The organism is Micromonospora fulviviridis (assembly GCF_014648395.1).
Lineage (GTDB): Bacteria > Actinomycetota > Actinomycetes > Mycobacteriales > Micromonosporaceae > Micromonospora > Micromonospora fulviviridis.
This window is the reverse complement of sequence record NZ_BMRA01000007.1, coordinates 362874-388861: the sequence shown is the minus strand read 5'-3', so window position 1 is coordinate 388861 and position 25988 is coordinate 362874. Positions and strand designations below refer to the sequence as shown.

At 75.9% G+C, this 25988-nt stretch carries 7 protein-coding genes; 1 reads left to right on the top strand and 6 read right to left on the bottom strand.

Annotation, left to right across the window (positions count from 1 at the left end):
- Positions 1-82: 82 nt before the first annotated feature.
- Genes IEY96_RS20950 through IEY96_RS20925 form a run of 6 tightly spaced genes read right to left on the bottom strand, consistent with a single transcriptional unit; the run spans position 83 to position 23758 of the window.
- The gene (locus IEY96_RS20950) at positions 83-1255 is read right to left on the bottom strand and encodes a trans-sulfuration enzyme family protein (protein WP_189196495.1); all 1173 of its coding nucleotides are present in this window, start codon (positions 1253-1255) and stop codon (positions 83-85) included.
- Positions 1252-6537: a non-ribosomal peptide synthetase gene (locus IEY96_RS20945; RefSeq protein WP_189196494.1), complete on the bottom strand. Its 5286-nt coding sequence runs from the start codon at positions 6535-6537 to the stop codon at positions 1252-1254. Before IEY96_RS20945 ends, IEY96_RS20950 begins: the two co-directional genes overlap by 4 nt.
- Positions 6534-7550, bottom strand: coding sequence for a TauD/TfdA family dioxygenase (locus IEY96_RS20940; RefSeq protein ID WP_189196493.1), 1017 nt, complete (start codon positions 7548-7550; stop codon positions 6534-6536). The genes IEY96_RS20945 and IEY96_RS20940 overlap by 4 nt, the downstream gene beginning before the upstream one ends.
- Positions 7547-8620, bottom strand: a complete 1074-nt coding sequence (locus IEY96_RS20935) for a TauD/TfdA family dioxygenase (protein ID WP_189196492.1) — start codon at positions 8618-8620, stop codon at positions 7547-7549. The genes IEY96_RS20940 and IEY96_RS20935 overlap by 4 nt, the downstream gene beginning before the upstream one ends.
- Entirely contained in the window at positions 8613-11942 is a 3330-nt protein-coding gene (locus IEY96_RS20930) for a non-ribosomal peptide synthetase (RefSeq protein WP_189196491.1), read from the bottom strand. Before IEY96_RS20930 ends, IEY96_RS20935 begins: the two co-directional genes overlap by 8 nt.
- Complete coding sequence (locus IEY96_RS20925; protein WP_268247160.1) at positions 11939-23758, bottom strand: non-ribosomal peptide synthetase/type I polyketide synthase; 11820 nt, start codon at positions 23756-23758, stop codon at positions 11939-11941. Before IEY96_RS20925 ends, IEY96_RS20930 begins: the two co-directional genes overlap by 4 nt.
- A 652-nt stretch (positions 23759-24410) precedes the next feature.
- On the opposite strand from IEY96_RS20925, the gene IEY96_RS20920 reads away from it, so the two are divergent.
- Positions 24411-25976, top strand: coding sequence for an XRE family transcriptional regulator (locus tag IEY96_RS20920; RefSeq protein WP_189196489.1), 1566 nt, complete (start codon positions 24411-24413; stop codon positions 25974-25976).
- Positions 25977-25988 lie beyond the last annotated feature (12 nt).

Below are 25988 nucleotides of genomic sequence, written 5' to 3'. Positions count from 1 at the left end.
CTGGCTCCTGCGTCCGTCGGTCCTGCTGGCCGCACTCCGATTCCCGTTGCGGCCGGGACCATGCACCGAGGGCCCCCGCGCGTCAGGTCGGCGCCCGATCCAGCGCCGCCAGGAAGTCGTCCACCAGGTCGGCGGTGTCCTCGATGCCGGTGGAGGCGCGGACCAGCCCGTCCCCGATGCCGGCGGCGGCCAGCTGTGCCGCGTCCACGATTCCCGCCCACATCGACCGGGGGTGCACCACCAGCGTGCTGACGCTGCCCAGGCTGGCCGCCCGCTTGGCCAGCTTCAGCCCGGCCAGCAGCGCCGCGGCCCCCGCCCGGCCGGCCGTGAGTTCCACGCCGAGCACCCCGCCGAAGCCGGTCATCTGCCGGCGCGCGAGGGCGTGCTGGGGGTGTGAGGGGAGCCCCGGGTAGCGGACCCGGGCGACCGCCGGGTGCCCCTCCAGGGCCCGGGCCAGGGCCAGGGCGTTGGCGTTGTGCCGCTCCACCCGCAGCGGCAGCGTGCGGATGCCGCGCAGCAGCAACCAGGCGTCCACCGGGCCGAGCGTGCTGCCGGTGACGATCGCGGTCTGCCACACCCGCTCGACGAGCCCGGCGGGGCCGACGACCACCCCGGCCGACACGTCGGAGTGGCCGCCGAGGAACTTGGTGCCGCTGTGCCAGACCAGGTCCGCCCCGGCACTCAGGGGACGCTGGTTGACCGGCGTGGCGAAGGTGTTGTCGACCACCACGAGCGCGCCCGCCGCGTGGGCCGACGCGACCACGGCCGCCAGGTCGGTCAGCTCCAGCAGCGGGTTGCTCGGTGTCTCCACCAGCACCAGGCGGGTCTCCGGGCGCAGCGCCCGGTCGAACGCCCCGGCGTCGGTCTGGTCGACCTGGGTGCAGGCGACCCCGAAGCGGGGCAGCAGGCCGGTGGCGAGCGAGGTGGTGCCGCCGTACGTGCTGCGCTGCACCACCACGTGGTCGCCGGCCGAGAGCAGGGCCAGGGCGACGGTGCTGATCGCGCCCATGCCGGAGGCGGTGACCAGGCCCGTCTCCGCGCCCTCCAGCTCGGCCACCACGGCGGCGACCTGCGCGTGGTTGGGGTTGCCGTAGCGGGTGTAGAAGGCGCTGCCCCGGGGCTCGGTGGCGATCTCGGCGAACCGCTCGTCGGACTCGGCGCTGAAGGTCGCGCTCTGCACGATCGGCGGCGCCACCGCCCCACCGGGGACCAGGCCGTCGTCGCCGTGCACGGCGGCCGTGCCGAAGCCGGTCACGAGCGTGCCACCCGGTCCACCAGGGCGCCGTAGCTGCCCAGCGCCGCGAACTCGGGCAGCGTCAGGTCGCTGCCGTGGCGCTGCCGCAGCACGGTGACCAGCCGCAGGGCGCGCAGCGAGTCCCCGCCGGCGGCCAGGAAGTCGGTCGCCGGGTCGCGCGGCGCGGCCCCGAGCACCTCCTGCCAGGCCCCGGCCACCCGGGCCGCCCACTCGCTCCGCGCGTCGCCGCCGGCCGCCGGTCCGGCGGGGGCGACGGGCGGCAGCGGCGCGGCCGGGTCGGCGGCCAGCAGCCGGCGGAAGCCGTCGGCGAAGGCGTCCACCCGCTCCGCCGGGACGTGCCGGTGGTCGTACTGGACGGTGAGGGCGAGCCGGCCGGTGTCGGCGGCCAGTTCGGCGTCGACGGCGAGGCTGAACGCCACGTCGACGGTGATGCCCCGGCTGTCCACGATGCGGCTGCCGCCGCCGGCCGGGTCGTTCGGGAAGTGGGTCCAGTTGAAGAAGTGGTCGAAGCGGGGGCCGGCCCCGCCGGCGCGGACGATCTCGGCGAGCGGGAAGCGGTGGCGCCCCATCAGCTCCCGCTCGGCCCGCCACGCCTCGGCGGCCAGCTCGGCCGGGGACCGGGTGCCCAGCGTGACGCTCACGGGCACGGTGTTGAGGAACAGCCCGAGGGTGGCGTCGCTGCCCTCGCCCTCCGGCCGGCCGCCGACCACCAGGCCGCTGACCACGTCGTCCCGCCCGGCGAGTTCGCCGACCAGCCGCAGGTGCACGGCCAGCAGCCAGGACTTGACCGGCACCCCGGCGGCCCGGGCCGCCCCGGTCACCCGGTCGGTCGTGTCGGCCCGCAGCGGCACCCGCTGGGTGGTGGTGGTCCGCGGCTGCGGCCCGCCGAGCAGCAGCGGCGGCACCGCGCCGGCGCCGTCCAGCCAGAAGCGACGGGTGGCCGGGTCGGCCAGGGCCTGCCGTTCGGCCGCCACGTACTCGCGGAACGGCAGCCCGGGGTCGGCCGCGCGGGCCTGCCCGGCCCGCTCCCCGTCGTACGCGGCGAGCAGGTCGGTGAGGAAGCGGTGCAGGCTCCAGCCGTCGAGGATGCCGTGGTACTCGGCCACGATCAGGGTGAACGCGTCGGCGTCCTCCCGGACGGCGTGCAGCCGCAGCAGCGGCGGGCGGGCCCAGTCGAAGGGGCGTACCCGCTCCTGGGCGACGAGGTCGTCGATCCGCGCCCGGCGGGCCTGCGGATCGGCCCCGGCCAGGTCGGTCACCGGCACCTCGACGGGCACGTCGGCGTGCACCAGCTGCAACGGCTCGCTGTACGTGCCCAGCGCGAACCCGGTCCGCAGCACCGGATGGGCGGCCACCAGACCGGCCAGCGCGCGGCGCAGCGCCGCCGCGTCCAGCGGCGCGGCGACCCGGTGCGCCGTGACGTTGTGGTACATGGCCGGGTCACCGGTCAGCTCGCCGTGGTAGACCATGCCCTGCTGGAGGGCGGTCATCGGGTACGCGTCGCCGAGGCCCTCGGGCAGCCGCTTCCGGTCGGCGTCGGCCACCAGGGCGAACCGCCCGGTCTCCGGCGCGGCGGGCCGGGTCTCGACGCCGTCCACGGTGAGCTGCCCGTGCTCGACCAGCTCCCGGATCGTCTGGTGGGTGAAGATGTCGTTGAGCTGGAAGGACAGCCCGCGCTTCTGCGCCGCCACCTGCATCTGGATGCTGCGGATGGAGTCGCCGCCGAGGGCGAAGAAGCTGTCCGTCACCCCGAAGTCCGCCACCCCGAGCACCTCGCGCCACGCCTCGACCAGGATCTCCTCGGCCTGGTTCGCCGGTGTGACGGCGGCGCCCGCGCCCGGCCGGTCGAGCCGGGGCGCCGGCAGCGCGGCCCGGTCGAGCTTGCCGTTGCGGGTCAGCGGCAGCTCGTCGAGGAGCACCACCGCGGCCGGGAGCAGGTGGGCGGGGAGCCGCTCGGCGAGCCAGCCGGTCAGCCGCTCCGCCAGCGGGCCGGCCGCCGGCGCGGCCGGTGCGGCCACCGCCGGGCGCGGGTCGGCGGCATACCCGGGGCGCACGGCGTGCAGGGTGTGCCGGTCGGTGCCGGCGAGCAGGTCGTCCTGGCGGGTGACCACGGTGAAGCCGCGCGCCTCGAAGAACGCGACCAGCTCCGCCAGCCGGCCGGCCGTCTCGGTGCCGGGCGCGTCGTGCACCTCCATGGCGACCTGCGCGATCAGCGGCCAGTGCCGGTCTTCGAGGCCGGCCAGCACGTCGGCCTCGGCGCGCTGCACGTCGATCTTCAGCAGGTCGATCCGCGTGGGGGCCAGCTCGTCGAGGACGGCGGAGAGCGGCCGGACCGGCACGGTGAGCTGCCGGCCGGCGAACCGCTCGGCGAGCAGTTCGTCGACCCGGTCGAGCAGGACGTCCCGCTCGTCCGCGCCGGCGTCCCGCTCGTTGGCCAGGTACCGCTTGATCACCGCCACCTCGGCGTCCGGGTCGGCGTACGCGGCGTGGCCGGACATCATCGAGTAGCCCGGGTAGTAGGTGAAGGACACCTCCCCGGCCGCCCCGGACAGCCCGAAGCCGTGCACCGTGGCCGGCACGCCGAACTCGGCGACGTTGCGCCGCAGCACGTCGACCACCGACGGCACCGGCTCGAACGCGTGGATCGTGGCGTCCGGGCAGACGCGGTGGACGAAGAGCGAGAACATGCCGATGTTCGCGCCCACGTCGAGCACGGTCGCCCCGGGCCGCAGCACGATGCCGTCGCGCAGGTAGACCTGCTGGACGAAGATCTCGTCGTACAGGTAGCGGGTCTCGTGCGGGTTGACCCCGGCGATGCGGTCCACGTCGACGGCCGCGGCGGCCCGGCCGGGCCGGACGTAGGCGACGAGCCGGTCGCCGTACCCGTCGTCGTCGCGGGCGACCACGGCGGCGTCGGCCACCTCGGGGTGCCCGCGCAGGACGGCTGCGACCTCGCCCGGCTCCACCCGGAAACCGTGGATCTTCACCTGGTCGTCGAGGCGGCCCAGGTAGCGCAGCCGCCGGTCGGCGTCGAAGCGGACCCGGTCGCCGGTCCGGTACACCCGTTCCGTGCCGCCGGAGGGCAGGGTCACCTCGACGAAGCGCCGCGCTGTGGCCTCCGGGTCGCCCAGGTAGCCGTCGGCGAGCTGCGGGCCGCTGACGCAGAGCTCCCCGGCCACCCCCGGCGGCACCGGCCGCAGCTGCTCGTCCAGCACCCGGACGGCGACGCCGGGCAGCGGCCGGCCAATGGTCGGGGGGTCACCGGCGCGGATCTCCGCGGCGCTGGTGTCCACCGTGCACTCGGTCGGGCCGTACAGGTTGACCGCGCGGACGCCGGGCAGCGCCGCCACCGTCTCCCACAGGTCCGGCGGGACCGCCTCGCCGCCGAGCAGCAGCAGGCCGGGCAGCCGGGTGTCCCCGGCGCCGGCGAGCAGGATGCGCAGCTGGGAGGGGGTCAGGTCGAGCACGTCGACGCCGTGGTCGGCCAGCGCGGCGGCGAGGGCCGCCCCGTCCCGGCGGACCTCCTCGGGCACCAGGTAGAGGCTGCGGCCGTGACCGAGCTGCACGAGCTGCTTCATCGAGGCGTCGAAGGTGAGGGGGGCGTTCACCGCCACCCGCAGCCCGGGACGGCTGCCCGCGTACACGGTCTGTTCCAACGCCTCGGCGAGGTGCGCGGCGGCGCCGTGCGACACCCGCACGGGCCGGGGCGTGCCGGTGGAGCCCGAGGTGAAGATCACGTACGCCGGGTCGGCCGGCGTCGGCGCCGCGCCGGGCGGCGGCCCGCCGGCGGCGACCAGGTCGTCCACGGTCACGGTCGCCGGGCCGGCGGCGCCGACCACGACCTCCGCGCCGACCGCGCGGAGCTGGGCGGCGAGGCGCGGCGCCGGGGCGTCCGGGTCCAGCGGCACGAACACCGCGCCGGCCCGCAGCACGCCGAGGAAGGCCACGACGGTGTCCCGGGACCGCGCGGCCAGCACGCCGACCGGGGCGCCGGCCAGGCCGCGCGCCGCCAGCGCGCCGGCCACCCGCGCGGCCCGTTCCCGCAGTTCACCAGCGGTGTACGCGCCGTCCGCGGCGACCACCGCCGGGCCCTCCCGGTCCATCCCGGACAGACCCGCGTCGAGCAGGTCGACGAGGGTGCGCCCCGGCGCCCCCGACGCCGTCCCGGCCGCGTCGGCCAGCCAGCCGGCCTCCCCGTCGCCGAGCAGGGCCAGCGGCGCGCCGGCGGTGAGCGCGGCGGGCAGGGTGCGCAGGATCGCCAGCAGCGAGTCGAGCAGCCACTGCCCGCCGACCACCCGCAGGGTGACCCGGTCGCCGTCGGTCAGCGCGGTGAGCTGCGGGCCGGCGGCGGGCGGCGGGTCGGCGACCGTCGCCGAGGCGCCGCCGAGGCCGGCCACGGTGGCCGGGTCCACGGTGGGCAGCAGCGCGAAGCCGGCGACCACCCCGGACTGCTCGTCCACCGGGTCGACCAGGTGGAACGTCTCGTCGGCGGCGACCTCGGCCGCGCGGACCCCGGCCAGCAGGTCGGCGGGGGCGTCCGGCAGCGGCAGGGCCAGCCGCAGCGGGCCGTAGCCGCCCAGCGGGCCCACCACCTCGGCGGTGCCGTCGGCCTGCCGGCCGTCGCTCCACCGGGCCAGCACCAGGTCCGCCTCGTCGGCCCCGTCCGGCGCCTCGGCCCGGCGGGACACCGCGAGCGCCCAGGCGGCGAGCAGCACGGTGGCCGGCTCGACGTCCGCGGCCCGGGCGGCGTCGGCCAGCGCGGCGGCGGGCACCGTCGCGGTGACCACGGCGGTCGGGTCGTCGCCGGGCGGGGTGACGAGCCGCGCGGCAGGCGCGCCGGGCGCCGCCTTCGGGGCCTGCTCCCGCTCCTCGAGCTGCCACTCGGCCACGTCGAGGAACTGCAGCGCCTCCGGGTCCTCCGGCAGCGCCTCGCCGGCGTAGGCCCGCGCCAGGTCGGCGAGGACCAGCCGCAGGCTGGCCGGGTCGGCGATGAGCGGAGTGGCGGCCACCTCCAGCGCGTCGTCGGTCAGCGTGATCGACAGGTCGCCCTGCGCGCCGACCGTCACGGCCCGGGCGTCGTCCACGTCCTGCAACGGCACCCGCAGCCCGGGGTGGTGCACCAGGGTCAGCCGCAGCGCCTCGTGCCGGGCCACCACCGTGTCGACGGCGGCCTGCAACCGCGCCCGGTCCAGCGGCCGGTCGAGCCGGACCCGCGCCCGGACCAGGTCCTGCTTCCCGGACCAGGCCAGGCGCTGCACCGGCGACAGACGGTATCCGTTCACAGCACACTCCGGTTGACGTAGAGGTCGGACATGGCGACCAGGATCTGCCGGTCGCCGCTGAAGGGTTCCCGGCCGTGGGTGGCCAGGAAGTTGTCCACCACCAGCACGTCGCCGCGCTGCCAGGGCACCGAGACGGCGTGCCGCCGGTACAGATCGCGGATGCCGGTGACCACCTCGTCGGGGATCGGCTCGCCGTCGCCGTAGTAGGCGTTGCGGGGCAGCCCCTCCGGGCCGTACTCGCGCAGCAGCGCGCCGGACACCTCGGCCGGCATGTTCGACACGTGGAACAGGTGGGCGTGGTTGAACCACACCGTCTCCCCGGTACGCGGATGCGTCGCGACCGCCTGGCGCCGGGCCCGGGTCCGCAGCCCGTCCCCGCCCAGCCAGGTGAACTCGGTCGCCGAGGCGGCGCAGTACGCCTCCACCTCCGCCCGGTCGGTGGTCTGGAACGCCTCCTGCCAGGGCAGGTCCAGGTGCGGGCCGTAGTTGCGCACGTAGCTGACCCCGGCGCGGAGGAACCGCTCCCGCACGTCGGCGGGGATCAGCGGGGTGATGACCCGCTCGCTGGCCAGCGGGGTGGCCCCGCCGCTGCCGGTGGCCGGCTGCGCGCACCAGAAGTAGAGGTGGGTGGGCCAGTTGTGCGAGTACGACATCTCGTGGTGCAGCGGGATCCACTGCTCGGCGTTGAACTCGGTGGAGGTGAACACCCGGTCGGCGACCTCGTGCCGGGGGGCCGCCCGCTCCAGGTAGCCGAGCAGGTCCGGGCTGACCGCCCGGGCGGCCTGGCTGAAGTCGTCGGGGGTGCGTACCTCGAAGCCGCGGAAGAACACCGCGCCGTACCGGTCCAGGTCGGCCAGCAGCTCGTCGCGGCGACCGGCGAGCCAGCCCGCCAGGTCGAGGTCGGGCACGGCGGCCTCGACGAGCAGCACGAACCGCTCGTCCACGAGCACCCGCCGGGTCACCGGCGAGGCGATGGTGCCGGTGGAGCGCCGCCGGGGCGCCGGCCCGCTCATGCCCGGCCTCCCGTCGGGGTCGGCACGGCGCCGGTGCGGATCGCCTCGGTCAGCTCGGGGGCGGCGACCGGGTCGGACATCGCGGTGAGGATCCGGCGGGGCGGGGTGAACGGCTCCCGGGCGTGCGCGGCCAGCATGTTCTCCACCAGCAGCACGTCGCCGCGCTGCCAGGCGAAGGAGCGGGTCTCCGCGGCGTACGCGGCGCGCAGCTCGGCCAGCACCTCGTCGGGGATGGGCGTGCCGTCGCCGTACGCGGTCTGGTAGGGCAGGTCCTCCTCGGCGAGGGCGGCCCGCAGGCCGGCGCTCACGTCGTCGGGCAGGGAGGTGACGTGGAAGAACAGCGCGTGGTTGAACCACGTTCGTTCCCCGGTGACCGGGTGGCGGCGCACCGCCGGGCGGACCTGCCGGGTCCGCAGCTGCTGGTCGCCCACCCACTCCACGTCGATCAGCGCCCGGGCGCAGTACGCCTCGACCTCCGCGCGCCGCTCGGTCTGGAACGCGGTCTGCCAGGAGAGGCTGATGCCGGGCAGGTAGTTGCGCCGGTACAGCACCCCGCGCCGCTCGAACTCGGCGACGGTCTCCGGCCGGAGCCGGGCCAGCACCCGGCGGCTGTCGGCGAGGGGGGTGCGCCCCCCGGCGCCCGGCTCGACCTCGCAGTGGAAGACGATGCGCAGCGGCCAGTTCACCGTGTACGACTGCTCGTTGTGCAGCACGATCGGCTGATCGGCCGGGTGCTCGGTGGAGGTGTACACCCCCTCGGTGACCTGGCTGCGCGGTGAGGAGCGTTCGCCGTAGGAGAGCACGTCGTCGGAGAGGGCCGCCATCACGGTGCGGAAGTCGTCGGCGCCGGCCACGGCGAAGCCGCGGAACAGCACCGCCCCGGCACGGCGGGCCAGCCCGTCGACCTCGTCGCGGTGGCCGGCCAGCCAGCCGGCCAGGTCGACGTCGGGCACGTTGGCCCGTACGAGCGCCGGCAGCGGGCCGCCGGGCCAGTCCGGCCGGACGTCCACGAGGTTCCGCTCGCGGCCGCGACGGGGGATGGTCCGCGCGACCCGGTTCTGCTCACTCATCTCTCTCACTCCCAGCGGTGTCGGCGCAGTCGGCGAGACTGCGCCGGGGGTCGGCGGCGGCGGTACGCAGCACCGCGCAGAACCGGCGGTGCCACGCGACCACCCCGTCGTGGTCGAACAGGTCGGTGCGGTAGGTCCAGAGCGCCGCCAGCCCGTCCCGCCGCTCGTCGAGCCAGAGGGTCAGGTCGAGCCGGGCGGCGTCCGGGGTCAGTTCCACGCCGGTGAACTCGATCCCGGTCGCGCCGCGGTGCCGGGCCGCCGGGGCGTTCTGCACCCCGAAGGCGACCTGGACGAGTGGGTTGCGTCGCGGCCGGCGGGTCGGCCGCAGCCGCTCCACCAGCAGGTCGAAGGGGACGTCCTGGTGGGCGGCGGCGAACAGGGTGACCCGGCGGGCCTCGGCCAGCAGGTCGGCGAAGCCCCGCTCGGGCGCCGGGCGCAGCCGCAGCGGCAGGGTGTTGACGTGGCAGCCGACGCTCTGCTCGGCGGCGACGCTCGTCCGGCCGGCGAAGGCGACGCCGACGAGCAGGTCGCGCCGGCCGGTGGCGGCGCCGAGCAGGGTGGCGAACGCGGCCAGCCCGACCATGTGCAGGCTGACCCGCTCGGCCCGGGCCAGTTCCCGCGCCGCGCGCGCGGTCCGGGCGTCCAAGGTGGTCCGCAGCGCGGCGCCGGACGCCGGGGCGTCGCGGGTGGTCCGTAGCGCGGCGCCGGGCGCCGGGGCGTCGCGGGCGTCTCGCGCGTCCAGTGTGGTCGGTAGTGCCGTGCCAAGCGGTGGGCCGTCGCCGAGTCGGCCGGCCGGCGGTCGGGCCGGCGCCGCGGCCGGAGCGGTCCGGGTCCGCCGGGGTGGGGCGGCGGGCAGGTCGAGCAGATCGGGAGCACCGCGCAGCTCCGCGAGCAGGTCGGCCACCGCCCGCCGTCCCGCCGGCCCGGCCAGCCAGTCCCGCTGGGACACGGCGAACGCCGCCGGGCCGACCGCCGGCTGCTCGGGCGCCGCCGCCGGGTCGCCCGCGCGGTCGTACGCCCCGGCCAGGTCCCGCACGAGCACGCCGAACGACCAGTCGTCGAAGACGATGTGGTGCACGACGAGCAGCAGCGCCAGCGCCTGGCCGGTGTCGTCCGGCACCAGGTGGGCGCGGAGCAACGGGCCGGCGGCCAGGTCCATGGGCGCCCGGGTGGCCTCGGCGGCGAGCCGGCGCAGCCGCGCGTCGAGCGGGGTGCCGTTGTCGGGCGGCGTGCCCGCGTCGAGCGGCGTGCCCGCGTCGGGCGGCGCGACGGCCGGCGCCACGTCGGCGGTGGGGCGGACGTGCTGCACCGGCCCGTCCGGGCCGTCCGGGAAGACCGTGCGCAGGGCCGGGTGCCGGTCGACCACCCGGCGCAGCGCCCGGACCAGCCGGTCCGGGTCCAGCGGCGTGCCGAACCGGACCGCGAAGGCCAGCAGGTAGGAGGTGTCGGCCGGGTCGAGCCGGTGCAGGAACCAGAGCCGGGTCTGCGCGGCGGAGAGCGGGGCGGGGCCGGCCGGCGCCGGGCCTGCCGGTTCCGCGACCGGCTCCGGGTCGGCGGCCAGCCCGTCGAGGTGGGTGGCCAGCGCGGCGACGGTGGGATGGGCGAAGAGGTCACCCGGTCGGACCGGCCGGCCGGTGGCGGCGGCCAGCCGGGTGGCGCAGCGGACCGCCAGCAGCGAGTCGCCGCCCAGGGCGAGGAAGTCGCTGTCGGCGCCGGAAACCGGCACCCCGAGCAGCTCGCGCCACACGGCGGCCACCGTGCCGGCCGTGCCGTCGAGCGCCGCGCCGGTCCCGGTGTCGTCGCCGAAGGTGGGGCCGGGCAGGGCTCCACGGTCCACCTTGCCGTTGGGCAGGGTGGGCAGCCGGTCCAGCCACACGAGGGTCGCGGGGACCAGCGGCGCGGGCAGCACCTCGGCCAGCCTGGCCCGGACGTCGTCGCGCCGCTCGCCCACCAGGTAGCCGACCAGCAGCGGGTCCCCGCTCGGTCCCGGTCGCACGGCGGCGGTCGCCTCGCGTACCCCGGGGAGGGCGGCCAGGCGGGCGGCCACCTCACCCAGCTCGATCCGGTAGCCCCGCAGCTTCACCTGGTCGTCGAGCCGACCCAGGTAGGCGAGCTGCCCGTCCGGCCGCAGCCGGACCCGGTCCCCGGTGCGGTACATCCGCTCGCCGGGCCGGAACGGGTCGGGCAGGAACCGGGCGCGGGTCTCCTCCGGCCGGTCGAGGTAGCCCCGGGCCAGGCCCGCTCCGGCCAGGTGCAGTTCGCCGGGCTCGCCGGGCGGGACCGGTCGGCCGTCCGGGTCGAGGACGTAGGCGCGGGTCTGCGGCAGCGGCCGGCCGATCGGCGGGTCCCCGCTGTCCGGCGGCACCTCCGCCCAGGTGGAGTAGGTGGTGTCCTCCGACGGGCCGTAGAGGTTGCAGAGCCGGCGGACGTGCGGCCGGGACCAGACGCGGGCGGCCAGCGCGGCGGTCAGCGGCTCGCCGGCCAGGCAGACGGTACGCACGCTCGCCGGCAGCGCCGACGCGGTGAGCAGTTCGCCCATGGCGGAGGGAACGGTGTTGACCAGGGTGACCGGCAGCCGCTCCGCGCCGGGGGCGGCGAGCGCCAGCACGTCGTCGACCAGCAGCACCCGCCCGCCCCAGCAGAGCGGGCCGAAGATCTCGAAGACGGACAGGTCGAAGCAGACCGAGGTGGCGGCGAGCAGGCCGCCCAGTTCGGCGTCGTCGAAGGTCTGCCGGACCCAGTGCATGAGCACCGCCGCCGAGCGGTGCTCGATGGCGACGCCCTTGGGCCGCCCGGTCGAGCCGGAGGTGTAGATGACGTACGCCAGATCCTCCGGCCCCGCCGGCGCGGCCGGGTCGGTGCCGTCCTCGACGGGGTCGAGCCGGTCGACCGGGACCGCCGTGTCGGGGAACCGGTCGGCGAGGTCGGCGCAGGTCAGCACGAGCCGCACCCGGGAGTCGGCGGCCATGAACGCCACCCGGGCCGGCGGGTACGCGGGGTCCAGCGGCACGTAGGCGGCGCCGGCCTTGAGCACGGCGAGCAGGGCGACCACCAGCTCGGGCGTGCGCGGCAGGCAGACGCCCACCCGGTCCTCCCGGGTGACCCCGTGCTGGAGCAGCACCCGGGCCAGCCGGTTCGCCGCCGCGTCCAGCTCCCGGTAGGTCATCGCGTGGTCGCCGTGCCGGACGGCCTCGGCGTCCGGGGTGCGGGCGGCCTGCGCGGCCACCATCCGGTGCAGGCAGTCCACCGTGGACGGAGGGCCGCTCGCGCGCCGGCCGGTGTTCCGGCGGGTCGGGCCGGCGGGTCGGGTGGGTGCGCTCACCGGCCCGACCCCCCGCTCCGGAGCAGCGCGAGCCGCCGGTCGGCCTCCTCCTGGAGCCGGTCCTTGTCGGCGAGGATGATCGTGCCGGGATCGTTGTCGGGCAGTTCGTCCTCCACGTTCCGGATCGGCCGGTAGGCGATGCCGGCGGCGGCCAGGGCGAGCGCGCAGAGTCCGGCCATGATCGCCGCGAGGGCCATGCCGCGTCCCGGTCCGGTGCCGACGACGCCGGCCAGCAGCCCGCCGGGGGAGGCCAGCGGGGCGAAGACGTGCTCGGCGAGCGGGCCGGCGGTGAGGAAGCCGGCGGGCACCATGAGCCAGGACAGCATCTGGCCCATGGACAGCACCCGGCCCTGGAGTTCCAGCCCGACCTTGGCCTGCACGATGGCCAGCCAGTGGGTGTTCACGAGCGCCGTGGCCAGGCCCATGCCGAACAGGCCGAGCGCCGGGAACAGCGGGCTCGGGCGCAGGCCGACGGTGAGCAGCGAGACGCCCAGCAGCACGACGCTGGCCAGGATGCCCGTGGTACGCCGGGCGGTGCCGCCCCAGACGCTCATGAGCACCGAGCCGACCAGCATGCCCACGCCGCTGGCGGCGAGCACCCGGCCGAGCACCGCGGGGTCGCCGAAGGACAGGGTCAGCGGGGTGACCAGGACCTCCACCATGGCGAAGAAGTAGTTCAGCGACGCGACCAGCACCACGAGGGCGACCAGGCCGTGCCGGCGGACGATGAACCGCCAGCCGCCCAGGACCTCGCGCCGGAACGGCTCCTCCCGCCGGACGAACAGGGTGTCCGGGAAGCGGACCGACAGGGTGACGAGCACCGCGAAGGCGAAGGTGAGCAGGTCGATGACGACGATGCCGCGCAGCCCGACCGCGATCACCAGCGCGCCGCCGACCAGCGGCGCCAGGACGGTGCTCGTCGCCGTGCCGAGGGAGACGATGCCGTTGGCGCGCCCGTAGTACCGCTTGGGCACCAGTTGCGTGACGGCCGCCAGGTAGGCGGGTTGCTGGAAGGCGGTGGCCACCGCCGTGACGGTGATCGCGGTGAACACGTGCCAGAGCTGGAGCTGACCGAGCCAGAGCAGCAGGGCGAGGCTCACCGTGCCGGTGGCGGCCAGGCAGTCCGCGAAGATCATGAGGCGTCTTCGGTCCCACCGGTCGGCGAGCGCACCGGCGACGGGGGAGAGGACCACGGCGGGCAGCAGCGCCAGCACGGTGGCCGTGGCGAACAGCGACACCGACCCGGTGCGCTGGTAGACCCAGAGGCCCATGCCGAAGCCGGTCAGCCCGCTGCCGATGAGCGAGACCAGCTGGCCGATCGCGACCAGGTAGAACACCGCCAGGCTGGGCGTGGCGCGGGGTGGGGCCGCCGGCCGCTCGCGCGGTGGCGCGGGCTCCGCCACGGTCCGGGGCGCCGGGCGGGCGGGTGCGGCCGGTCGCGCGGCCGGCGGCGCGGCGCAGTGCGCCAGGATGATGCGGGCCAGTTCGGCGGGCTGGTGCTTGGCGAAGTAGTGGCCGGCGCCCTCGATGACCTCCAGCGAGACCCGGTCGGCGAAGAACTCCCACTCCAGGTACCGCTCCTGGTACAACTCCGTGGCGCGGTCGCCGCTGCCGACGATGCTGACGAGCGGCGCGGACAGCTTCCGGGGCAGGCCCTCGGCGTAGACGTCGGTGTAGTAGTCCTCGCCCTTCGCCGAGTCGGCCAGGACCACGCGCATCACGAAGTCCTTCTCGTTCTCGTCGAAGACCTCGGTGAAGAAGCCCATGGCGCGCAGCGCCTCCAGCGTCCGCCGCTTCGACGTCCAGCGTTCCACCGGGAACCACCGGCGCAGCCAGCCGAACACCCGGCCGGGCAGCCGCGGCGCGGGGAAGTGCGCGCCGATGGCCACGCCGGTCACCTCGACGCCGGCCGCCTCCAGCCGGCGGGCCAGCTCCACCGCCTCGGCGCCGCCCACGCAGTGCCCGTACACCGCCACCGGGCCGCTGACCTTCTCGACCACCTCGGCCACGCAGCCGTCGACGAGTTCGTCCAGGCCGAGCAGGGGTTCGTCCGGGCGGTTCACGTCGTGGCCCGGGCGCTCCAGGGCGTACAGCGAGACGCCCGGCGGGAGGGCGTCGGCGAGGGGCTGGAAGGTGATCGCGCTGCCGCCGCCGAACGGTACGCAGACCAGCGTGAGCGTCGTGGGCGTCCCGGGCCGCGCCGGGGTCAGCTCGTGCAGCAGGCGTCCGACCGAGCCGCCGGTCGCCGCCAGGTGGTCGGTCAACCCCCGGATCGTCGGGTGGCGGAACAGGTCGAGGACGCTGATCGCCGGGTCGCTGCCGGCGAGCGCCTTGATCGCCTTGAAGGAGTCGCCACCGAGGTCGAAGAAGTCGTCGTCGATGCCGACGCTGTCGTACCCGAGCACCGCCGCCCACCGCTGCGCCAGCGCCTTCCGCAGCGGGGTGTCCGGCGGGGTGGCGCCGACGGCGGCGCCGCCGCGGCGGGGTGCCGGCAGGGCCGCGCGGTCGACCTTGCGGTTGGCGTTGAGGGGCATCCGGTCGAGCACCACGAACGCGGACGGCACCATGTAGTCCGGCAGCCAGGTGCGGGCGAAGGCCCGCCACGGCGCCGGGTCCGCGTCGAAGTCGGCGGTGATCTCCGGCTGTTCCGGTCCGGCGTCGCCGGTCCCGGCCAGCGTCAGGTAGGCCACGATCGACTTCTCGTCCCCGTCCTCGCGGACCACGACGGCGGCGTCGCGGACCGACTCGTGGCGGCGCAGCACCGCCTCGATCTCGCCGAGTTCGATGCGGAACCCGCGCACCTTGACCTGGGAGTCGCCGCGGCCGGCGAACTCGATGCGGCCGTCGGCGAGGCGCCGGCCGAGGTCGCCGGTGCGGTACAGCCGGCCGCCGCCGTCCGGGTCCGGCACGAACCGCTGCGCGGTCAGCGCCGGGTCGCCGTGGTAGTCGCGGGCCAGCCCGGCGCCGCCGAGGTACAGCTCGCCCAGCACCCCGATCGGGACGGGGGACAGCTGCGCGTCGAGCACGTGGACGCGCATGTTGCCGATGGGGCGGCCGACGGTGAGGTGGGTGAAGCCCGGCTCGATCCGGTCCATCGTGGACCAGACGGCGGCCTCGGTCGGGCCGTAGAGGTTCCACAGCGCGTCCACCCGCTCGGCCAGTTGCCGGGCCAGCGGGGCGGACACCGCCTCGCCGCCGCAGACGGCGGTGAGGCCGGGTGTCCCGGTCCAGCCGGACTCGACGAGCAGCCGCCAGGTCGCCGGGGTGCCCTGGGCCAGGGTGACCCGTTCCGCGGCCAGCAGGTCGGCCAGCCGTGGCGCGTCGTAGGCGACGTCGCGGCCCACCAGCAGCATCCGGGCGCCGACCACGAGGGGCAGGAACAACTCCGGCACCGACATGTCGAAGGCGAAGCTCGCCATCGCGAGCATGGTGCTGTCGCCGGTGAGGCCCGGCCGCTCGCGCATGGTGGCGAGGGTGTTCACCACGGCGCCGTGGGTCACCCGGACACCCTTGGGACGGCCCGTCGAGCCGGAGGTGTAGATGACGTACGCGAGGTCGTCCGGCCCGGCCGACGGCTCGGGATCGGTCTCCGGCTCCCCGGCCAGGGCCGCGCCGCCCCGCACCACCTCGCCGGTGAAGTCGGCGAACCGGCCGGCCAGGTCCGCCTCGGTGACCAGCACCCGGGCGTCGCTGTGCGCCAGCACGTACCGCTGCCGCTCGACGGGGTAGTCGGGATCCACGGGGACGTACGCGCCGCCGGCCTTGAGCACGCCGAGCAGGGTGACCGGCAGCTCGTCCGAGCGGTGCAGGCAGACGGCCACCGTGACGTCCGGGCCGACGCCGGCCCGGCGGAGCCGGTGCGCGAGCCGGTTGGCCCGGGCGTTCAGCTCGGCGTAGCTGAGCGTGGTGGCCCCGAAGGTGACGGCGGGCCGGTCGGGGTGCGTCGCGACCTGGTGCGCGATCAGCTCGACCAGGGTGGGCCGGCCCGGCACCGCCCAGCCCGGCTCGGCGGCGGTGTCGTTCCATCCGGCGAACCGGTCCAGCTCGGCGGGGGTGAGCACGGCCAGGTCCGCCAGCCGGACGCCGGGGTCGGCGACGGCCGCGGCGAGCAGCGTCTCCAGGTGCCCCATCATCCGCTCGGCGGTCTCCGCGTCGAACAGCGCGCTGTTGTACTCCAGCCGGAACCGCAGTCCCTCGTCCACCTCGTACGCGTACAGGGCCAGGTCCTGCTGGGCGATGCCCGGCTCGACGGCGAACGGGACCATCCGCAGCCCGGCCGTGCCCAGGTCCCGCTGCTCGGGCACGTTCAGCAGGTTGAACATCACCTGGAACAGCGGGTTCCGGCTGAGGTCCCGGGGCGCGTCGACGAGGTCCACCAGCCGCTCGAACGGCACCTCCTGGTGGTCGTACGCGCCCAGCGCCGTGCGCCGCACCTCGCCGAGCAGCTCCGCGAAGGTCCAGTCGCCGTCGAGCACGGTGCGCAGCGGCAGCATGTTGACGAAGAAGCCGACCATCGGTTCGAGCTCGGCGCGGACCCGCCCGGCGACCGGCGTGCCGACACAGATGTCCCGCTGGCCGGTGTAGCGCCAGAGCAGGGCCTTGAGCGCGGCCAGCACGGTCATGGCGAGGGTGGCGTTGCGGGCCTGGCTGAACCGGCGCAGCTCGTCGGCGGTCTCCGGCGGCAGGACCCGGGTGCTGACCGCGCCGTCGAAGGTCTGCACCGGCGGCCGGGGCCGGTCGGTGGGCACCTCCAGCACGCTGGCCACCCCGTCGAGCTGCCGGCGCCACCAGCGCAGGTCGTCGCTGTCCGGGTCGGCCAGCCGGCCGCGCTGCCAGCGCGCGTAGTCGCCGTACTGGACGGCCAGGTCGGGCAGCGGCGCCGGGCGGCCGTCGCAGGCGGCGGCGTAGCGGGTGGCGAGTTCGCCGGCGATGAGGCCGAGGGACCACCCGTCGGAGACGTTGTGGTGCATGGTCAGCGAGAGCACGTGCCGGTCCTCGGCGACCCGGAGCAGCACGGCCCGGAACAGCGGCCCGCGGGCCAGGTCGAACGGGCGCCGCACGTCGGCGGCCAGCGCCGCGTGCACCCACCCGGGCAGCGCGTCGGCGACGGCCGACTCCACGATGCTCCGCGGACCCGGCGCTGCGTCGTCCGCGCCGTCGGGCGCGGTCAGGACCGGCAGGTCGACCGGGCCGGCCGGCCGCACCTCCTGGACGGGGTCGCCGTCGGGACCGACCGGGAACACGGTACGCAGCGACTCGTGCCGCCGGACCAGTCCGGCCAGCGCCTCGCGCAGCGCGTCGACGTCGAGGGCGCCGTCCAGCAGCAGCGCGGTGCTGACCGTGTAGGCGTTCTGCGCGTACGCCTGGTCGAGGAACCAGAGCCGGTGCTGCCCGGAGGAGAGCGGCGCCGGGCCGGCGTCGGGATCGGCACGGGGGATGGTGGGCGCGGCCGGCGCGGCCGGCTCGACCGCGGCGGGCGCGGCGGGTGCGGGTGCGGTGGCCGGCAGCGCCGCCGCGATGCCCGCGACGGTCGGCTGCGCGAAGACCGTCTCCAGCGGCAGCGCCACGCCGAGCCGGGCCCGCAGCCGGACCACGACCTGGGTGGCGAGCAGCGAGTGCCCGCCCAGCTCGAAGAAGTTGTCGTGCGCCCCGATCGGCCGGATGCCGAGCAGTTCGGCCCAGATCTCCGCCACGCACTCCTGCACGGGCGTCGCCGGCGCGACGTAGGCGGTGCTCAGCGGCGGCCGGTTGCCGGCGTCGACGGGCTCGGGGGCGTCCGGCGCGTCCGGCGCGGCGGGCGCGGGGAGCGCCGCCCCCGGTCGCGGCGCGGCCTCGACCCAGTAGCGGTGCCGCTCGAACGGGTAGCCGGGCAGGGCCAGCCGGCGGCGCCCGTCGCCGTGGAAGCGGGTCCAGTCGACCGGCGCGCCGGCCAGCCACAGCCGGCCGACCGCGTCGAGCAGCGTGGTGAGGTCGTCGGCGTCGGCGCGCGGATGCCGCATGGCCGCCACGGCCTGGCCCGGCCGCAGGCCGGCCAGCCGGGTCAGGCCGCCGAGGGCGTGCCCGGGACCCAGCTCCGCGAGGACCACGTCCTGCTCGGCCAGGAGCGCGGCCGACTCGGCGAACCGGACCGGCTCGCGCATGTGCCGCACCCAGTACGCCGGGTCGATGACCTGCCCCGGGACGACCGGGCCGCCGGTCAGGTTGCTCAGGTAGGGGCGCTCGGGCTCGTGGTAGGTGACCCGGCCGGCGTGCTCGGCGAACTCGTCGAGCACCGGATCGAGCAGGGCGGAGTGGTAGCCGCGGGCGACCCGCAGCGGCCGGCAGTCGATCCCGTCGCCGGTCAGCCGCTCGCGCAGCGCCCCGATCGCCTCCGGGTCGCCGGAGAGCACGCACAGCTCCGGGGCGTTGACGGCGGCCAGCGAGACCCGGTCGTCCAGCAGTGCGGCGACCGCCGTCTCGGGCAGGCCCACCGCGAGCATCGCCCCGGCCGGGGTCCGCGCGACCAGCGCGCCCCGGGCGCAGACCAGGCGCAGCGCGTCGGCCAGCGGGAAGACCCCGGCCAGGCAGGCGGCCACGTACTCGCCGAGGCTGTGCCCCACCATGAGGTCCGGGGTCACGCCCCGGGCGAGCAGCGACCGGGCGAGCGCGTATCCGGTGACGAAGAGGGCGGGCTGGACCAGCCGGGGCTCCGCGAGCAGCCGCTCGGCCTCCGCGTGGCCGTCGGGCGCGGGGCAGAGCAGGGTACGCAGGTCGAGTCCCAGGTCGTCGCGGACCAGGTCGGCGCACTCGTCCACCACGGCCCGGTAGGTCGGCTCCGCGCGGTAGAGGCCGGCGCCCATCGCCACGTGCTGGGCGCCGTGCCCGGGGAAGGCGAACACCAGCGGTCGCCGGCCCCCGGGGTGGGTGGCGGTGAACTGGCGCTGCGGCGCGTCGAGGGCCGCCAGTGCGTCGGCGCGGTCCGCCGCGACGAGGAACCGCCGGTGGGTCATGGACTGGCGCCGGCCCAGGCCGGCCGCGACATCCCCGAGTTCCACCTCGGGTCGCGTGTCGAGCCAGTCGCGGAGCCGGCGCGTCTGCCGCTCCAGCGACGCCGCCGTGCGGGCCGACACGACCAGCAGGTGCGGCCCGTCGGCCGGCGCGGCCGTCGGCTCGGCCGGCGCGGCCGGGGCCTCCTCCAGCACCACGTGGGCGTTGGTGCCGCCCATGCCGAACGAGCTGACCCCGGCCCGGCGCGGGCCGTCGGCGGCCCACGGGCGGGCGCTGTCGTTGAGGTAGAACGGGCTGCCCGCGAAGTCGATGGCCGGGTTGGGCCGGCTCACGTTGATGGTCGGGGGCAGGGTACGGCTGTGCAGCGCCAGGACCGTCTTGATGAGACCGGCCACCCCGGCGGCGGCGTCGGTGTGCCCGATGTTGGCCTTCACCGAGCCGAGGGCGCAGAAGCCGCGGTCGTCGGTGCCGCGCCGGAACGCCTCGGTCAGCGCGGCCACCTCGATGGGGTCGCCGAGGCTGGTGCCCGTTCCGTGCGCCTCCACGTAGCTCACCGAGCGGGGGTCCACGCCGGCCTTGGCCAGCGCGCTGCTGACCACCTCGACCTGACCCGCGACGCCCGGCGCCGTGTAGCCGGTGCGGCGTGCCCCGTCGTTGTTGACGGCGGAACCGCGGATCACCGCGTAGACGGTGTCGCCGTCCGCGACCGCGTCCTCCAGCCGCTTGAGCGCGACGATGCCGACCCCGCTGGATTCGATGCTGCCGCGCGCGTCCGCGCTGAACGGGCGGCAGTGCCCGTCGGGGGAGTAGATCCCGCCGTCGTGATAGAGGTAGCCGCGCCGCTGCGCCGGGAAGATGCTGACCCCGCCGGCCAGGACCAGGTCGGACTCGCCGGTCAGGAGGCTCTGCCGGCCGAGGTGCACGGCCACCAGCGAGGTCGAGCAGGCGGTGGCGACGGTGACCGCGGGGCCGGTGAGGTCGAGCTTGTAGGCGACCCGGCTGAGCAGGAAGTCCTTGTCGTTGCTGATCGAGAGCTGGTGCTCGCCGAGGGCGCCGGTCAGCTCGGGGTGGCCGCTCAGGTGGTCGAGCAGGTAGCTGCTGCGACCCGAGCCGGCGAAGAGGCCGATCCGGCCGGGGTAGCGGGACGGGTCGTGACCGGCGTGCTCCAGCGCGTGCCACGCGCACTCCAGCAGCAGCCGGTGCTGCGGGTCGAGGGTCTGCGCCTCCCGGGGCGTGATCCCGAAGAAGGCCGCGTCGAACTCGTCGATGCCGGGCAGCCACGTGCCGGCCCGCACGTACGCCGGGTCGTCGAGCCGGGCCGGGTCCGCGCCGTCGGCGAGCATCTCCTCGACGCTGAACTCCCGGACCGACTCCACCCCGGCGCGGATGTTGTGCCAGTACTCGTCGACGGTCCGCGCGCCGGGGAAGCGGCAGGCCATGCCGACGACGGCGATCAGGCCGCCCGGCTGCCCGGTGCCGTCGCGCACGCCGACGCGGGGCCGGGCGGCCGGGGCCGGCGCGGCGGCCGGCGCGGTCACCCCGGTGGTGGCGGTGGTGAGGAACGTGGCGAGGGAGTCGACCGTGGGGTGCCGGAACAGGTCGGTGACGGTGACCACGTCGCCGAGCCGGTCGCGCAGCCGTTCGAGGACGGCCAGCAGCCGCATCGAGTGGCCGCCGAGGTCGAAGAAGTTGTCCCGCACCCCCACGTCGTCGACGCCGAGCACCTCGCGCCACACGTCCACGACCAGCCGCTCCAGGCGTACCCGGGTGGAGTCCCACCGGGCCGGAGCGGGCGTCGCCACCGGCGGTGCGGGGGCGGGGGGCGCGGGCCGCTGCCGGGGCACCTCGGCCGCGCGTCCGGGAGCGGGCAGCGCGGCGGCGTCCACCTTCCCGTTGCCGGTCAGCGGCAGCGCGTCCAGCCGGACGAAGGCGGCGGGCACCAGGTAGGACGGCAGGTCGGCGGCGAGCGCCGCCCGCAGGGCGGCGAGGTCGGTCTCCGCCCCGCCCGCCAGGTAGGCGACGAGTCGCGGGTCGTCGGGGTCGTCCCGGCGCAGTCGCACCGTCACGTCGGCGTCCGGCAGGCAGCGCCGGACGGCCGCCTCGACCTCGCCGAGTTCCACCCGGTAGCCGCGCAGCTTGACCTGGTGGTCGGTGCGGCCCAGGTATTCGAGGTGCCCGTCGGGGCGCAGGCGGACGAGGTCGCCGGTGCGGTACAGCCGCGCGCCGGGGACCCCCGAGAACGGGTCCGGCACGAACCGCTCGGCCGTCAGCCCCGGCTGGTGCAGGTAGCCGCGCGCCACACCGGCCCCGCCCACGTACAGCTCGCCGACCACGCCCGCCGGGACCGGGTTCTGCCACCCGTCCAGCACGTACAGCTGAGTGTTGGCGATCGGTCGGCCGATGGGGACGGAGCCGTCGGCCGGCGAGGCCGGGTCGACCTCGTACGCGGCGCAGCCGACCACGGTCTCCGTCGGCCCGTACTCGTTGACCAGCGCGGTGCCGGGCGCGTGGGCCCGCCACGGCGCCACCTGGTCGGCGCGCAGGTTCTCGCCGCCGATCACGAAGCAGCGGGTGCGGTCGGCCAGCTCGGCGGGGCGGAGCTGGTGGCGGACCAGGTCGAGCTGCGCCGGGGTGATCTTGACGAGCCCGGAGCCGGTCCGCTGCTCGCGCAGCGCCTCGCCCAGCGCCTCCGGGCCGAGGTGCTCGCCGACCATCCGCACCGTGGCCCCGCTGACCAGCGGCACGAGCAGGCTCGTGACGGTCAGGTCGAACCCGACCGACGAGTGCAGCGGCACGGTGTCCCCGGGGCGCAGCCGGTAGGCCTGGGCCGCCCAGCGCACGTAGTTGCACACGCCGCGGTGGGTCACCATGACGCCCTTGGGGCGGCCGGTGGAGCCGGAGGTGTGGATGACGTAGGCCAGGTCCTCCGCCGACGGCTGCGGTCGCCGCCGCGGCCGGCGGCGCGGCCCGCCGCCGCGTCCGGCGTCGGCCGGCGGGGCGGGCGTGTCCGGGCCGGGCACCAGCAGCGCCACGCCGTCGGGCACCAGGTGTGCCAGCTCGGCGCAGGTGAGCACGACCGGGGCGGCGGTGTCCGCGATCAGGTACCGCAGCCGGGCCGGCGGGTTGGCCGGATCCAGGGGTACGTAGGCCGCGCCGGTCCGCAGCACGGCGAGCACCGCCACCGCGAACGGCACCGCGCGCGGCAGGAGCACCCCCACGAGGCTGCCGATGCCGACGCCCCGCCCGCGCAGTGTCTCCGCCAGCGCCTCGGCCCGCAGGTGCAGCTCGTGGTAGCTCAGCGCGGTGTCGCCGTCGGTCACCGCCACGGCGGCCGGGGTCTCGCGCGCCTGCCGCTCGATCAGCAGGTGGACCAGGTCGTCCGGCTCGGCGGGGGTGGCGGTGCGGTTCCACTCGCCGACGAGGTGCCGGTACTCGTCGGGGGCGAGCATCGCGGCGGAGCCGACCGGTGCGCCCGGGTCGGCCACCAGCGACCGCAGCAGCGTCTGGAAGTGTCCGGCGAGGCGGGCCATCGCGTCGGAGTCGAACAGGTCGGTCCGGTACTCCAGCGCGGTCCGCAGGCCGTCGGCGTTCTCCCGGACCGAGACGGTGAGGTCGAACTTGGCGGTGTCGACGGGCACCTCGACCGGGGTGACCTCGAGGTCGTCCAGGCGCGGGGGCGGCGCCTCGCGGCCGTACACGAACATCACCTGGAACAGCGGGGTGAAGCCGGGGCGGCGGGCCGGCCGCAGCGCCTCGACCACGGTCGCGAAGGGCAGTTCCTCCCGGCTCAGGGCACCCAGGGCGGCGGCCCGCACCCGCCCGAGCAGCGTCTCGAACGACGGGTTGTCGTCCAGCCGGGCCCGGACGGCGACGGTGTTCAGCAGCAGCCCGACGAGCCGCTGCGTGTCGGGCCGACGCCGGTTGGCCACCGGCGTGCCCACCACGATGTCGCGCTGCCCCGTCCAGCGGGCCAGCAGCACGTGCAGCGTGGCCAGCATGACCATGTACGGGGAGACCCGCATCCGGTGGCACAGCGCCGTCAGCGCCTCGGTGGGGACGTCCAGCGGCACCGACAGGGTGGCCCCCGCGCTGGACGGCACGGCGGGGCGCGGGCCGCGGGTGGGCAGTTCCAACACGGCCGGCGCGCCCGCGAGTTCCGCCCGCCACTGGTCGAGCTGGGCCGCCGCCTCCGGACCGTCGAGCCAGTCCCGCTGCCGGAGCGCGTGGTCGCGGCCGTCGGCCTCGACCGGGTCGAGATTCGCCGGCCGCCCCGCGCGGTGCGCGGCGTAGAGCCGTTCCCACTCCTCGTGGAGGATGCCGAGCGACCACTCGTCGACCGCGACGTGGTGGAAGGTCAGCAGGAGGACGTGCTCCTCCGGCGCGCTGCGCAGCAGGAGGGCGCGCAGCACCGGGCCGCGTTCGAGGTCGATCGGGGTGCCCGCCTCGGCGTGCGTCCGGGCCCGCAACTCCTGGTCGCGCTGCCAGGTGGGCAGCCCGCTCAGGTCGTGCACCCGCAGGAGGCCCGGGCGTGGCTCGTGGACCACCTGGACCAGCCGCCGCGTCGCGTCGGCGCCGGGCGGTCCGGCCGGGCCGTCCGGGGCCAGGGTGGTACACAGGGCGGTGTGCCGGGCCACCAGCCCGTCGAGCGCCGCCGACAGGGCCGCCACGTCCAGCGGGCCGTGCAGCCGGTACGCCAGCGGCACCAGGTAGCCGGCCGTCCCGGGGTCGAGGCGGCTGAGCTGCCACATCTGGCGCTGCGCGGCCGAGGCCGGAGCGATGGCGTCACCCTGAAAATTGCCGGCGTCGACCCTTGTGATCAGTGTTTTCATAAGACAGGTGCAGATCCCTCGATAGGATTTTCCTCTCGACATCATGGCACTGATGATCTTCAGTTGGATCCCCGTATCGTGCCGGCCGTCGATGCGTTCGGCGGGCACCCTGGCACGTTCGTCTATTTTTTGGACGGCGGTAGCTTTTGCGACTGCGGAAGCGGGTCGACCTTGCCGCTGTTGCGCGCACACCGCCCCGTAGCAGGGGATCTGACCTCTTAGAACGAACCCGGAGGGGTTGCCGTCTTACCCGTCGGCGGCCCGCGGCGCCACTGTTGGCAATCCGACTCCAGTCGTTGCGGTCCTGTCGGCGCACATTTGGTCGGATGCGCACGCCGATGACCTCTCTATGTGGCTGTGCCACTCCTATGTCCACTTGGGAGCAGGCGCCGGTTGCGTGGAACAGGGTGGCTGGGGGCGATTTTGTGAGGCCGGCTTACAATGAGCATTTCCGTCAGTTCGGTGGTGAATTAGGCCGGTGGCGGGGGAGAGGTCGCCGGTGTCGTCATGTGGTCAGAAGATTGCAGAGTGTGATCGAACGTGCGTGAATGGCCCGGTGACAGCCGGCAGGAGCACGGGTGGCCGTCGTGGTCGTCCATACCGGTCGGGCGCCGGCCCGGCGGGGCTCCACCGGCCGGCGTCCCAGCAGCGCGTGGGCTGGCTGCTGCGGGTGAACCGGCTGTACGGGCCGACCGGGCGATGGCTCCGGCTGGCCGACTTCGCCCGGGCGTTCCAGGGTGGGTGCTGGCCCGAGCGCGCCAGCGTCTACCAGATCTCGCGCTGGGAGACCGCAGCGGTGCGGGTGCCGTACCTGGCCATCCGCCGGTACGAGGAACTGCTCGACCTGCCGTCGCACCGGCTCGTCGCGCTCATCGACAGCATCTACCGGTACGCCGCGTCCACCGGCGACGCCTCGCCCGTGCTGACCCGTGCTCCGGACCGGCCGGCCGCGCCGGACCGGCTCACCGAACTCGTGGACCTCGCGGCCTCCTCGACCGCCCTGCTCACCGGTGTGGAGTGGGACGAGCTCACCCGGCGGTTGGCGGCCGTGCCGGAGGTGGTGATCAGTCCGCAGCGGGTCTGGGCGGACATCGCTGAGCGCCTCCTGGCGGAGACGATCGTCGCCGACGGGCTCGCCTGGATGCAGCGTTACGAGGCGCTGAGCCGCCTGCTGGCACATCCGGTCGGTCAACAGGCAGCGGTCGCCGCCTGCGCCAGCCTCGCCGCCGACCGGACCAATCAGGTCTTCATCGAGACGGTGAGCGCGCTCGACGCGAGCGACCATCCCGACGCCAATCGGCACGTGTTGCGCCAGCTGGCCCATCCCACCAACGACCGCGCCCAGTTCGGCGCCCTGCTGGCCAGCGTCCGGAAGCTCCGCTTCGGGCACTTCACCGAAGCACAGCTGCCCCGCCTGGTGGCGGTCATCCACGAGCTGAGCTTCGACTCGAACCGGCGGGGGGACATCCAGCCACTCGCGGTCGAGTTGCTCCGCCGTCTGTCGGACCGGATGCCGGCGGCGAGTCGCAACCGCCTGCGCGGGCTGGTGGCCGACCCGACGCTGCACCAGGTGCTCCGCGCGGGGCGGCTGGCCGACGGTGAGGCGAGCCGGCGGCTGGTCGACCGGCTCAGCAACACGGCGGTGGCCCTGATGCCCGGCGAGCCACCGCCCTTCCGCGACGAGGTCCTGCCGGTCCTCGTGGACGAGATGCTGTTCAGTCCGGTGTTCGACGTCCGGATGTACGCGGCCATCGCGGTGAGCGGCACTCCCTACCGGCAACCGCTGGCCGCGGGGCTGGCCGCGGAACTCAATGGCCGCACGGTGCTGGCCGACCCGGTCGCGCCCGCCATGATCGAAGCGTTGCGCCTGGTGGGTGGGGCGGAGCAACGGGCGGTCATCGAACGGCTGACCACGGCGAGCGGGGTGCACGGATCGATCACCGTCGCCGCGGCCCAGGCGATCGGGCACGTCGGCGGACGCAGCGACGACCGGTTCTGGAGGACGGCGGTCGCCTACCACGCCGAGCTGTGGCGGCGGACCGGTCAGCCGACCAACGAGGCGGCGCTGAACGGCCTGACCTACGGTCTGGGCATGACCCGCAACCCCGCCCTCCTGCGCCTGTTGCGGGCCGACGACCGGATGCCACAGCCGGTACGGGCCGCCGCCACCTGGTGGCTGAACGTTCCCGACGTGGTGTACGCCAGCGCCAACCGGTAGTCGCCGGGGTGC

What these genes read in the sequence shown, in the direction of transcription:
- IEY96_RS20940 (WP_189196493.1), bottom strand. Translation starts at nt 7,550, where the DNA reads ATGAGCGGGCCGGCGCCCCGGCGGCGCTCCACCGGCACCATCGCCTCG.
- IEY96_RS20925 (WP_268247160.1), bottom strand. Translation starts at nt 23,758, where the DNA reads ATGAAAACACTGATCACAAGGGTCGACGCCGGCAATTTTCAGGGTGAC.
- IEY96_RS20935 (WP_189196492.1), bottom strand. Translation starts at nt 8,620, where the DNA reads ATGAGTGAGCAGAACCGGGTCGCGCGGACCATCCCCCGTCGCGGCCGC.